General features: G+C 69.2%; 11 protein-coding genes. 4 read left to right on the forward strand and 7 right to left on the reverse strand.

What is annotated here, in order from left to right; genetic code table 11:
- The first annotated feature begins 10 nt into the window (after window positions 1–10).
- Window positions 11–664 carry an MBL fold metallo-hydrolase gene (locus B5D60_RS00325; protein WP_078698300.1) on the forward strand — a complete coding sequence of 218 codons (654 nt, stop codon included), beginning with the start codon at window positions 11–13 and terminating at the stop codon, window positions 662–664.
- Window positions 665–674: 10 nt separating this feature from the next.
- On the opposite strand, the gene B5D60_RS00330 is transcribed toward B5D60_RS00325, so the two are convergent.
- Entirely contained in the window at window positions 675–1958 is a 1284-nt protein-coding gene (locus B5D60_RS00330; protein ID WP_231948931.1) for a cytochrome P450, read from the reverse strand.
- A 93-nt stretch (window positions 1959–2051) separates the two neighbouring features.
- Here B5D60_RS00330 and B5D60_RS00335 point away from each other — a divergent pair, with 93 nt between their 5' ends.
- Window positions 2052–3458, forward strand: coding sequence for an APC family permease (locus B5D60_RS00335; protein ID WP_078698301.1), 1407 nt, complete (start codon window positions 2052–2054; stop codon window positions 3456–3458).
- 16 nt (window positions 3459–3474) lie between these two features.
- On the opposite strand, the gene B5D60_RS00340 is transcribed toward B5D60_RS00335, so the two are convergent.
- The 5 genes from B5D60_RS00340 to B5D60_RS00360 form a co-directional block, all read right to left on the reverse strand.
- Entirely contained in the window at window positions 3475–4476 is a 1002-nt protein-coding gene (locus B5D60_RS00340) for a TerC family protein (protein ID WP_078698302.1), read from the reverse strand.
- 184 nt (window positions 4477–4660) lie between these two features.
- Window positions 4661–6745, reverse strand: a complete 2085-nt coding sequence (gene uvrB, locus B5D60_RS00345) for an excinuclease ABC subunit UvrB (protein ID WP_078698303.1) — start codon at window positions 6743–6745, stop codon at window positions 4661–4663.
- 57 nt (window positions 6746–6802) lie between these two features.
- Complete coding sequence (locus tag B5D60_RS00350; RefSeq protein WP_078698304.1) at window positions 6803–7375, reverse strand: dihydrofolate reductase family protein; 573 nt, start codon at window positions 7373–7375, stop codon at window positions 6803–6805.
- 43 nt (window positions 7376–7418) lie between these two features.
- Window positions 7419–7958, reverse strand: coding sequence for a carboxymuconolactone decarboxylase family protein (locus tag B5D60_RS00355; protein ID WP_078698305.1), 540 nt, complete (start codon window positions 7956–7958; stop codon window positions 7419–7421).
- Complete coding sequence (locus tag B5D60_RS00360; RefSeq protein ID WP_078698306.1) at window positions 7955–8821, reverse strand: SDR family oxidoreductase; 867 nt, start codon at window positions 8819–8821, stop codon at window positions 7955–7957. The genes B5D60_RS00355 and B5D60_RS00360 overlap by 4 nt, the downstream gene beginning before the upstream one ends.
- Window positions 8822–8914: 93 nt before the next feature.
- Here B5D60_RS00360 and B5D60_RS00365 point away from each other — a divergent pair, with 93 nt between their 5' ends.
- A complete protein-coding gene (locus tag B5D60_RS00365) occupies window positions 8915–9568 on the forward strand; it encodes a TetR/AcrR family transcriptional regulator (RefSeq protein WP_078698307.1) in 654 nt (217 codons plus the stop codon).
- A gap of 71 nt (window positions 9569–9639) precedes the next feature.
- On the opposite strand, the gene B5D60_RS00370 is transcribed toward B5D60_RS00365, so the two are convergent.
- Complete coding sequence (locus B5D60_RS00370) at window positions 9640–10989, reverse strand: acetyl-CoA C-acetyltransferase (RefSeq protein ID WP_153302802.1); 1350 nt, start codon at window positions 10987–10989, stop codon at window positions 9640–9642.
- Between the two features lie 120 nt (window positions 10990–11109).
- Between B5D60_RS00370 and B5D60_RS00375 the strand changes: the two genes are divergently transcribed.
- Window positions 11110–12441, forward strand: a complete 1332-nt coding sequence (locus B5D60_RS00375; protein WP_078698309.1) for a 3-oxoacyl-ACP reductase — start codon at window positions 11110–11112, stop codon at window positions 12439–12441.
- Window position 12442: the final 1 nt, after the last annotated feature.

The following is a 12442-nucleotide window of genomic DNA, read 5'->3' on the forward strand; positions in this document are numbered from 1 at the left end:
GGTCGACGCCATGACGTACACGGGAGAGGTCACGGTGGGCGGCGCCCCCGACACCCGCGAGGCCGGCGACCTGGTGATCACGAAGATCGCCGTGGGACCCATGGCCAACAACGCCTACCTGCTGCGGTGCGCGCTCACCGGCGAGCAGGTGATGATCGATGCCGCCGACGAGGCCGGACGACTCCTCGAGCTGGTCGGCGATCGCGGCCTCGCGCGCGTGATCACCACACACCGGCACGCCGACCACTGGCAGGCGCTCGCGGAGGTCGTGGCCGCGACCGGCGCCGAGACCGTGGCGGGCGAGGACGACGCGGACGAGCTGCCCGTCGAGGTCGACGTCCGGGTCCGCACGGGCGCGAGGGTGCGGGTCGGTTCGTGCGAGCTCGAGGTGATCGAGGTCGTCGGCCACACGCCCGGCTCGATCGTGCTGGTGTACGACGACCCCGACGGCGTCACCCACCTCTTCACGGGCGACTCCCTGTTCCCGGGCGGGGTGGGCCGCACGTGGTCGCCCGACGACTTCATGCGGCTGTGCGGCGAGGTGGAGACCAAGCTGTTCGCGCGGTACGACGACGACACGTGGTTCTACCCGGGCCACGGCGACGACTCCACGCTGGGCGCGGAGCGACCGAGCGTGCCGGACTGGCGCGCTCGGGGTTGGTAGCCTGCGGCTGCTACGCCAGGGTGACGGGCAGGGACTCGATGCCGAAGACGAAGCTGAGCTGGCGGAACTCCAGCTCGGACTCGGGCACTGACAGGTGCAGGTCCGGGAAGCGGCGCAGCAGCTTCGGCAGGGCGATCCGCAGCTCCATGCGAGCCAGTTCGGCGCCGATGCACCGGTGGATGCCGTGCCCGAACGCCAGGTGGCCGCTCGTGGGGATCCGCAGCGGGTCGAAGGCGTCGGCGCCCGCGCCGGCGCTGGACTCGTCACGGTTGGAGGTGCTGAGGGACACCAGCAGGACGTCACCGGCCTTCACCTGGGTCCCGAACAGCTCCATGTCCTGCTTCGCGAATCGCGGGAACGCGACCTGCACGACGGAGAAGTAGCGCAGCAGCTCCTCGATGACCCGGTCGAGGGTCTCGCGGTTGCCCGAGCGCACGAGATCGGCGTAGGCCCGATCGCGCGACAGCATGATCGTGCTGAGCGCGATCATCCCGGCGGTGGTCTCGTAGCCGCCCGTGAACACGCCGTCGGCGAGTCCCGCGAGGTCGCGGTCGCTGATCAGGTCGCCCTCGTCGCGGATGATCTGGCCGATGAGCCCGGGCCCGGGCTCCTTGCGCTGGCGGGCGACCGCGTCGAAGAGGAACTCACGCTGCTCGGAGACCGCGCCGAAGGCCGCCGCTCCCCCGTTGGTCGCGTCGAAGCGGGCACTGCCCAGCTTGGAGAACGCCTGCGTGTCCTCGTAGTCCAGGCCCAGCAGCGCGCAGATCGTGTTGAACGGGATGGGAAACGCGAAGGTCTTCGCGAGGTCGGCGTGGGGGCCGGCCGCCTCGAGGTCGTCGAGCGAGCGGTCGACGATCTGCTCGATCATCGGCTCCAGGCGGGCGAGCCGGCGCATCGTGAACTCCGGCGTGATGATCTTGCGCAGCCGGGTGTGCACGGGCGGGTCGGTGAAGCCCAGTCCCCCGATGTCGTCCGACGTCGCGGGCCCGTCCCCTGAGAACAGGTGGCGGATGTCGGTGGAGTACGTGTCGCGCGCGGTCAGCACCTGGCGCCCCTCCTCGTACCCCGTCACCAGGTAGGCGGTGAAGTCGAACGGCAGGTCGAGCCGGTGCAGCGGCTCCTCGCTCCGGATGCGGGCCATCTCGGGGACCGGATCGAGCCCGACGCGCTGCAGCGGAGCCTTCGTGGGCTCGGGGATGAAGGAGAAGCTCGCGAGGTCGATGCCGCGCTTGGCGACGTGCCGGCGGGCCACCGACGACACGAGCTTCGAGCGGATTCCCCGCAGCAGTCTCACCCGCACACGATATCGGTCCGAAGTTCCGATCCGCGTCCGGTTGCCCTATCGGGCGTGTGGGACGACGCTGTAGGCAACCTACGAGGGGGAGCCATGGCCACCAACACCGACCAGCCCACCGAGCTCAGGCGGGTCCTCGGACCCAAGCTCCTGCTGTTGTTCATCATCGGCGACATCCTCGGCACGGGCGTCTACGCGCTCACCGGCCAGGTCGCGGCCGAGGTCGGCGGCGCCGCCTGGCTGCCGTTCCTCGTCGCCTTCGGCGTGGCGCTGCTGACGGCGCTCTCCTACCTCGAACTCGTGACGAAGTACCCGCAGGCCGCGGGCGCCGCGCTGTACGTGCACAAGGCCTTCGGCATCCACCTGTTCACGTTCATGGTCGCCTTCACCGTCATGTGCTCGGGCATCACGTCGGCCTCCACCGCGGCGCGCGCCTTCGCCGCGAACCTCGCCGTGGGCATCGACTGGGAGGCGTCGAACTTCCAGATCATGCTGATCGCGCTGGCCTTCATGCTCATGGTCGCCGCGATCAACCTGCGCGGCGTCAGCGAGGGCGTGAAGACCAACGTCGTCCTGACGCTCATCGAGGTCTCCGGCCTGATGCTGGTGATCATGGTCGGACTGTGGGCCATCGCGGGCGGCAACGCCGACTGGGGCGCCGTGGTGGCTTTCGAGACACCCGACGACAAGAACGTCTTCCTGGCCGCGACCACCGCCACCTCACTGGCGTTCTTCGCGATGGTGGGCTTCGAGGACGCCGTGAACATGGCCGAGGAGTGCCACGAGCCCAACCGCATCTTCCCCAAGATCATGCTGACCGGCCTGGGCATCACCGGCGTGATCTACATCCTCGTCTCGATCTGCGCCGTGGCGATCGTGCCCGTCGGCGAGCTCGCCGGGAACGACACCCCGCTGGTGACCGTGGTCGAGCAGGGCGCGCCCGGCGTCCCGATCGACCAGATCCTGCCGTTCATCTCGATGTTCGCCGTGGCGAACTCGGCCCTGATCAACATGCTCATGGCCAGCCGGCTCCTCTACGGCATGGCGAAGCAGGGCATCATCCCGCGCGGGCTGTCGAAGATCAGCCGGCGCCAGACCCCGTGGGCGGCCATCGCGCTGACCACCGGCCTGGCGCTGGGGCTCATCGCCTACGTCTCGAACGCCAGCACCGAGGCGGTCGCCATCCTCGGCGGCACCACGAGTCTGTTGCTGCTGGCGGTCTTCGCCGTCGTGAACACCGCGGTGCTGGTGCTGCGCAAGGACACCGTGGAGCACTCCCACTTCTCGACCCGGGCGCCGATCGCGGTGCTGGGCATCGTGACGTGCGTCTACCTGGTGACGCCGCTGTCGGGCCGGCCGGGCCAGCAGTACGAGATCGCGGGGATCCTGCTGGTGATCGGCCTCGCGCTGTCGGTGCCGATGTACTTCCTGAGCCGCCGCCGGGGCGAGCGGCTGGAGGTCGGGGCGCCGGACGACCTTCCGCCGCACGACATCCCCTGACCCCAGCCGCTCGGGGTCAGTGGCCGCCGCCCACCCGGTCGGGGTACTTGTTGGAGTACCAGAGGCTGGCCACGGCCGTGATCGTGAGCGTCGAGATGATGACGCCCAGGCTCAGCAGCGTGGGCACCTCGGGGATCGGGATCGGGCCGATGTGGTGCACCGGCTCACCGCCGTTGATGAACGGCAGCTCGTTCTCGTGCAGCGCGTGGAGGACGAGCTTGATGCCGATGTAGAACAGCAGGAACGCCAGGCCGTAGGACAGGAACACCAGACGCTGCAGCAGGTCGCCGAGCAGGAAGTACAGCTGGCGCAGGCCCATCAGCGCGAAGACGTTCGCGGTGAAGACGATGTACGGCTCCTGCGTGAGGCCGAAGATCGCCGGGATCGAGTCGAGCGCGAACAGGATGTCGGTCGTGCCGAGCGCGATGATGACCAGGGCCATCGGCGTGATCGCGCGCTTGCCGTTCTCGCGGACGACCAGCTTCAGGCCGTCCCACTGGTCGCTCATGTTGAAGCGCTTGCGGGCGAACCGGACGACGGCGTTCTCGACGTCCTCGTCCTCGTCGTCGTTCTTCGCCAGCTTGACCGCCGTGTAGAGCAGGAAGGCGCCGAAGATGTAGAAGACCCAGGAGAACTCGTTGATGGCCACCGCGCCGAGCGCGATGAAGATGCCACGGAAGATCAGGGCCAGGATGATGCCGACGAGCAGCGCCTCCTGCTGGTACTTCCGCGGGACGGCGAAGCTGCTCATGATGATGATGAAGATGAACAGGTTGTCGATCGACAGGCTGTACTCAGTGAGCCAGCCCGCGTAGAACTCCACGCCGTACTGACTGCCGTGGAACCCCCAGACCCACGCACCGAACGCCACGGCCAGGCCGATGTAGAACGACAGGTAGAGCGCGCACTCCTTGGTGGTGGGCTCGTGCGGCTTGCGGGCGATCACGACGATGTCGAACAGCAGGATGGCGATCGTCACCCCGATGGTGACACCCCACTCGAGCGTGCTGACGTTCACAGGCGTTCCTCTGCTTCTCTCTCCGGGTCATCAAGGACTCGGAGGTCTCTTCCACCGGAATGCAGATGTGGCCGGTCCGGCGCCCCGGGGTGGTCGACGATGACCCCCGTGCTGACGACACGCCGGTGATGGGAATACTCCCCTCCGCGGAACAGTCTGACAGCGCTCCGAAGGCGGCGCCAACTCAGGTGCCGGCGCTCATCATTCCGCGGAGCTCCCGCTTGAGCTCGCTGATCTCGTCGCGCAGGCGCGCGGCGACCTCGAACTGCAGGTCGGCCGCAGCCTGGTGCATCTGCTGGGAGAGCTGGTCGATGAGCGACGCCAGCTCGCCCGAGGGCAGGTCGGCGAGGTCCTTGGTGTGCTGGCCCAGCGGGACGGCCGCACCCTTGCGCTTGTGGTCGCCCGTCGCGGCGAGCAGGGCGCGGGTGTCCTCGTCCTCGCGGGCGAGCATGTCGGTGATGTCACCGATCTTCTTGCGCAGCGGCTGCGGATCGATGCCTCGCTCGGTGTTGTAGGCGACCTGCTTGGCCCGGCGACGGTTCGTCTCGTCGATCGCCTTCTCCATCGAGTCGGTGATGCGGTCGGCGTACATGATCACCTGACCCGAGACGTTGCGCGCCGCGCGGCCGATCGTCTGGATCAGCGAGCGACCCGAGCGCAGGAAGCCCTCCTTGTCGGCGTCCAGGATCGCCACGAGGCTGACCTCGGGGAGATCGAGGCCCTCACGCAACAGGTTGATGCCGACGAGGACGTCGTACTCCCCCATCCGGAGCTCGCGCAGCAGCTCGATGCGGCGGAGGGTGTCGACCTCGCTGTGCAGGTAGCGGGTGCGGATGCCCGCCTCGAGCAGGTAGTCGGTGAGGTCCTCGGACATCTTCTTGGTCAGGGTGGTGACCAGGACGCGCTCGTTCTTGGCGACGCGGTCGTTGATCTCACCGATGAGGTCGTCGATCTGGCCCTTCGTCGGCTTGACGACGACCTCGGGGTCGATCAGGCCGGTGGGACGGATGACCTGCTCGACGACGTCGCCCTCGACCTTGTTCATCTCGTAGTCGCCGGGCGTGGCCGAGAGGTAGACGGTCTGGCCGATCCGCTGCAGGAACTCGGGCCACTTCAGCGGCCGGTTGTCCATCGCACTGGGCAGCCGGAAGCCGTGCTCGACGAGCGAGCGCTTGCGACTCATGTCGCCCTCGTACATCGCGCCGATCTGCGGGATCGTGACGTGCGACTCGTCGACGACCAGGACGAAGTCCTGCGGGAAGTAGTCGAGCAGGCAGTTCGGCGCCGATCCCGGCGGCCGGCCGTCCATGTGCAGCGAGTAGTTCTCGATGCCCGAGCAGGTGCCGACCTGCTCCATCATCTCGAGGTCGTAGGTGGTGCGCATGCGCAGGCGCTGGGCCTCGAGCAGCTTGTTCTCGCGCTCGAGCACCGCGAGTCGCTCCTCGAGCTCGAGCTTGATGCGCTCGATGGCGCGCACCATGATCTCGGGGCCGGCCGCGTAGTGCGTCGCGGCGCCGACGAAGAGCTCCTGGTCGTCGCTGAGCACCTCGCCGGTGAGCGGGTGCAGGGTCATCAGGCGCTCGATCTCGTCGCCGAAGAACTCGACCCGCACCGCCATCTCCTGGTAGACGGGGAAGATCTCCACCGTGTCGCCCTTGACGCGGAAGGTGCCGCGCGTGGAGCTGACGTCGTTGCGGACGTACTGCGCCTGCACGAGCGTGCGCAGGAGGTGGTCGCGGCCCATCTCGTCACCGACCTTGAACCCGATCATGCGGTTCAGGTACTCCTGCGCCGAGCCGAGGCCGTAGATGCACGAGACGGTGGCCACCACGATGACGTCGCGCCGCGTGAGCAGCGACCACGTGGCCGAGTGGCGCAGCCGCTCGACCTCCTCGTTGATCGAGGAGTCCTTCTCGATGTAGGTGTCGCTCTGCGCGATGTACGCCTCGGGCTGGTAGTAGTCGTAGTACGAGACGAAGTACTCGACGGCGTTGTTCGGCAGCAGCTCGCGCAGCTCGTTGGCGAACTGGGCGGCGAGGGTCTTGTTCGGCAGCATCACGAGCATCGGGCGCTGCAGCTGCTCGGCGAGCCACGCGGTGGTGGCGGTCTTGCCGGTGCCCGTGGCACCCATCAGCACGACGTCGTCGGCGCCGCCCTGGATGCGCTGGGTGATCTCGGCGATCGCGGCCGGCTGGTCGCCGGCGGGCCGGTAGTCGGAGACGACCTCGAACGGTGCGACCTGCCGCGTGAGTTCGGAGATGGCTCTCATGCCTTCGAGCCTACGGGTGGACTCCGACAGAATCTCGCGGAAGGACCAGCGGAGGGATCACCGCCGCACGCGGTATCGCAGGTACATCAGGCCGGCGGCGCACTCCCGGCTCTCGACGAGCTCGAGGTCGACGGGCCGGCGACCGTGCGAGAAGTACGGGATGCCACCGCCGACGAGCACCGGGCTGACCCGCAGGCGGTACTCGTCGATGAGGCCGAGGTCGGCGGCCTGCGCCGCCAGCGTGGCCCCCGCGATCGCGATGTCACCGTCGCCCGGCTCGGACTTGAGCCGCTCGATCTCCTCCCGGAGCGTGCCGGTGGCCAGTCGCGCAGCACCCTGCACCTCGGTGAGCGTGCGGGAGAGCACCACCTTGGGCAGCGGGTTCCACAGCTCGGTCCAACGGCGCTCCTGCTCCTCCAGGTCGGGGTCCTGGGCGGCGGTCTCCCAGTAGAGCATCGTCTCGTAGATCCGCCGGCCCATGAGGTGCGTGGAGACGCCCTGGATCTCGTCGATCGAGATCTCCATGACGTCCCTGATCTGCTCCTCCGGCGCACCCCAGTCGAATCCCCCGTCCGGCCCGACGATGAAGCCGTCGAGCGACAGGCCCATCGAGTACGTCACGTCGTGCATCGCGCCTCCCCGTCCCAGTGGTCCGACCGTACGACGACAGTCGTCAGTCCGTCGAGCGGTCTGGCGCGATGCCGAGCGTGCGGATCGTGGTGGCCAGCCCGCGGTACTGACCCACGAGCAGGCACAGCTCGATCGCCTGGGGCTCGTCCCAGAAGGCCCGCAGCCGACGCCACGTCGCGTCGTCGACATCGTCCTCGTCGAGCAGCCGGTCGGTGGCCGCGAGCAGCACGGCGTCGGACGGCTTCCACCCCGCGAGATCGTCCGCGCGCACCCGCTCGATCTCCTCGCGGGCGAGGCCCGCCCTGGCGCCGAGGCGCACGTGGTGCTGCCGCTCGTACTCGCTGTCGCAACGGTGGGCGACCCGCAGGATCACCAGCTCGGTCTCCCGCCGCGGCAGCCGGCCGCGCAGCATCAGCGCACCGGAGTAGAGCAGCCACGCGCGGAACAGTCCGCGGTTGCGGCCGAGCGTGGTGAACAGGTGGGCGTCCCGCACGCCCGCCCCGCGCGACAGCAGGCGGCCGAGCAGGTGGTTCACCGGCCCGAGCTGCCGACGCCCGCCGGGCGTCACGCGCGGCGCCCTCATCGCTTCCCCCCGCTCATCGCCCGCGCCTCGGCTCGCGTCAGCACCCGGTTGAGGTACCGCATCGCCAGCCCGTAGCCCCAGGGGAACCAGCGCTGGGCGTAGTGGCCGAGCCGGATGTCGCGCGACGTGTAGACCCAGTAGCGCCGTCGCTCGAGTCCCTTGACGATGGCGTCCGCCGCGACCTCGGGGCTGATGGCGTGCTGGAGGAACCGGTCCTCGATCGCACGGAAGGACGGTACGGACCGGTCGACCCCCACGACCTCCAGGTCGCGCACGAGCGGCGTCGCCACCGCGCCGGGGCAGACCAGGCTCACGCCGATGCCGTGCCGCCGCAGGTCGAACCTCAGCACCTCGGAGACGCCGCGGAGCCCGAACTTGCTGGCGCTGTAGGCCGCGTGCCACGGAAGTCCGAAGATCCCCGCGGCGCTGGAGACGTTGACCACGTGACCTCCGCGGCCCGCCTCGATCATGCCCGGGAGGAACGACGACATGACGTGGACCGGCCCCATGAGGTTCACGTCGATGAGCCGGCGCCAGTGCTCCTCCTGAAGCCGGTCGATCGTGCCCCAGATCGAGATCCCGGCGATGTTCAGCAGCACGTCGGGCGACCCCACCTCCCGCTGCACGTCCACGGCGAAGCGACGGACCGCGTCGGCGTCGGTGAGGTCGACCGCACGGCTGAGCACGACTTGGCCCCGAGATGCCCTGACCTGCTCCACCGTGCGCTCGAGTCCGACCGGGTCGAGGTCGGTGAGCACCAGACGCGCGCCGGCGCGAGCCAGCGCGAGCGCCGTGGCCGCTCCGATCCCACCGGCGGCACCCGTCACGAGGCACTGCTTGGTACGTATGTCCAACTTCGCCATGCAGGACACCCTACGTGCTGTGCCTCACATCCTCTTGACGCGCGCGCGGTGCCGGGCGTCACTTTCGCCGACCGAGCCGATAAGGTCGTCGGTATGGCCATCGTCGAGCGCAGGGCGCAACGCACGCGCGAGATCCTCGATGCGACCCGCGCCCTGTTCGACGAACGCCGGATGCGGGACGCACAGATCGAGGACATCGCCCGCGCCGTCGGCATCAACCGCGCGATCATCTACCGCCACTTCACCACGAAGGAAGAGCTCTTCGCGATGACGCTGGTTGACTACCTCAACCAGCTCGAGACCCGCCTGGCCAAGTCGGACGATCCCCAGCTGAGCCCGATCGAGCGGATCGACACGATCACCGTCGAGTTCCTCTCCTACGGCAGCGAGTACCCCGCGTTCGTCGACTGCGCGCAGTCGCTGCTGCGCCACCGCGGCTCCGAGCTGCTGGAGCAGATCAGCCTCGACCGCCTCACCGAGCTGGGCGCCGCGATCAACCGCTGCTTCGACCACATCACCTCGGCGATCCTGGCCGGCAACGCGAGCGGCGACTTCGACGTCAAGGACCCCGAGCTCGTCGCGAACATCATGTACACACAGGGCCTGGGCATCCTGAACCTCGTCACGTTCCAGCGCTCGATCCGCGAGCTGAACTCCGGCCTGCCGACGATGGAGCACCTGCCCACGACCGAGGTGCTCGACCTCGCGAAGCGCTCGGTGCGCGCCATCGTCGAGGTCCAGGACTGACGCTCCCCCTAACGAAGACGAAGCGGGGCCGGTGGCTGATGCCACCGGCCCCGCTTCGTTCGTCCGTCGTGTCAGCGCTCGAGGATCGCCACGACGCCCTGGCCACCGGCGGCGCAGATCGAGATCAGGCCGCGACCCGAGCCCTTCTCCTCCAGCAGCTTGGCCAGGTTGGCGATGATGCGCCCGCCCGTGGCCGCGAACGGGTGCGCCGCGGCGAGCGACGAGCCCTTCACGTTGAGCTTGCTGCGGTCGATCGACCCCAGCGGGCTGTCGAGGCCCAGGCGCTGCTTGCAGAAGTCCGCGTCCTCCCACGCCGCAAGCGTGGACAGCACCTGTCCGGCGAACGCCTCGTGGATCTCGTAGAAGTCGAAGTCCTGCAGCGTCAGGCCGTTGCGCTCGAGCATGCGCGGGACCGCGTAGGCCGGAGCCATGAGCAGGCCCTCGCCGCCGTTGACGTAGTCGACGGCGGCCGTCTCGTAGTCGACGAGGAAGGCCTTGACGTCCCAGCCGCGACGCGTGGCCTCCTCCTCCGAGGCCAGCAGCGCCACCGAGGCGCCGTCGGACAGCGGCGTGGAGTTGCCGGCGGTCATCGTGGCGGCGTCGCCGAGCTGCTTGCCGAAGACCGGCTTGAGCTTGGCGAGCTTCTCGACCGTGGAGTCGGGGCGCAGGTGGTTGTCCCGCTCCACGCCGTTGAACGGCGTGACCAGGTCGTCCTGCCAGCCCGCCTCCCACGCGGCGGCCAGGTTCTGGTGCGAACGGGCGGCCAGTTCGTCCTGGGCCTCGCGGGTGATGCCCCACTCGTGGGTGGTGAGCGCCTGGTGGTCGCCCATCGACAGGCCCGTGCGGGGCTCGGCGTTGCGCGGCTGGTCGGGAGCCAGGTAGCTCGGGCGGATCTTGGTCAGCAGCTTGACCAGCGCCTTCTTGTCGCCCTTGGCGTTCGCCTGGTTGGCCTGCAGCAGGATCTTGCGCAGCTTGTCGTTGACGGCCAGCGGGGCGTCGGACGTGGTGTCGGTGCCGCCGGCGATGCCGAACTCGATCTTGCCGAGCGCGATCTTGTTCGCGACCTGGAACGCCGCCTGCAGGCCCGTGCCGCAAGCCTGCTGGATGTCGGTGGCGGGCGTGGCGGGCGAGAGCTTGGAGCCCAGGACGACCTCGCGGGTGAGGTTGAAGTCGCGCGCGTGCTTCAGGACGGCGCCGGCGACGACCTCGCCGGCCCGCTCGCCCTCGAGGCCGAAGCGGTCGACGAGCCCGTCGAGCGCGGCGGTCAGCATCTCCTGGTTGGAGACGCCCGAGTAGACCGAGTTCGAGCGCGCGAACGGGATGCGGTTGCCACCGATGACGGCGACGCGACGGATGGTGGCGGCGTCCTGGGACGCGGCCTTGGGGGCCTTCGCGGCCTTCGTGGAGGGCTTGTCAGCCATGCGGAACCTTTCGTCTGCGACGTGCGTCGCTTTCCTTTGCCGTGGCGCTGCCGTGCAGGCTAGAGTCACCTTAACGCGTTCAGATACCGATGGTATCCGAGAGATAGGACACACCCTGCGATGAGCGACCGTTACAAGTCGATGATCCAGAACCCGATCGGTCAGTTCCTGGCGAAGAACCTGGGCCTGCCGAACCCTCCGGAGCTGGAGCGCTACCGAGGCGGTGCGCTGGTCGACGGTCCCGTCCTGGTCGGCGGCGAGGGACTCGTCGTGGGTTCGCTGCCCGGGCTGCTCAAGGGCGCCGGCATCGACACCACCACCGTGCGGGCCGAGGATCGCCGCTACAAGGGCCTCGTGCTCGACGCCTCCGGGATCGACTCGGCCGCCGGCACCTTGGCCCTCCAGGAGTTCTTCACGCCGGTCCTGCGCAGCCTCGCCGGCAGCGCCAAGATCGTCGTGATCGGCCTGCTGCCCGAGCGCGCCGAGTCCGTCGGCGCCGCCATCGCGCAGCGCGGCCTCGAGGGCTTCGTCCGCTCCCTCGGCAAGGAGATCGGCGCGAACGGCAGCACCGCCAACCTCGTCTACGTGACTCCCGAGTCCAAGGACGCCGTGGGCTCGACCCTGCAGTTCCTGCTCTCGGCCAAGTCGGCGTTCGTCGACGGCCAGGTCGTCCGCCTCGGCACCACCGACCTCGCCGAGGCCGACTCCCCCGCCGACCCGGCGCGTCCGCTCGCCGGCAAGGTCGCGCTCGTCACGGGCGCCTCCCGCGGCCTCGGCGCCGCGATGGCCCGCACCCTGCACCGCGACGGCGCCACCATCATCGGCCTCGACGTCCCGCCGCTGCAGGAGGACCTCGACGCGCTCATGGAGGAGCTCGGCGGCTCCTCGATCGTCTGCGACATCACCGCCGACGACGCTCCCGAGACGATCGCGGCCGGCCTCGGCGACGGCGTCGACTTCGTGGTCCACAACGCCGGCATCACCCGCGACAAGCGCCTCAAGAACATGAAGGCCGAGAACTGGGCCAAGGTCGTCGACATCAGCGTCGGCGCGCCGGAGCGGATCACGGCGCACCTGCTCGAGCAGAAGCTCATCCGCCCCGGTGGCCGTGTCATCGGCATCTCGTCGATCGCGGGCATCGCCGGCAACAACGGCCAGACGAACTACGGCACGGCCAAGGCCGGCGTCATCGGCTTCGTCCAGGCGCTGGCTCCCCGGGTCGCCGGCGACGGCATCACGGTCAACGCGATCGCCCCGGGCTTCATCGAGACCGACATGGTCAAGACGATGCCGCTGGGCATCCGTGAGGCCGGGCGCCGCCTCAGCTCGCTGTCGCAGGGTGGCCAGCCGGTCGACGTCGCCGAGGCGATCGCCTGGTACTGCCACCCGGGCTCGTCGGCGATCTCGGGCAACGTCGTGCGGGTCTGCGGCCAGGGCTTCCTCGGTGCCTGAC

It is taken from the genome of Aeromicrobium choanae, assembly GCF_900167475.1.
In the GTDB taxonomy this organism is placed as follows: Bacteria; Actinomycetota; Actinomycetes; order Propionibacteriales; family Nocardioidaceae; genus Aeromicrobium; species Aeromicrobium choanae.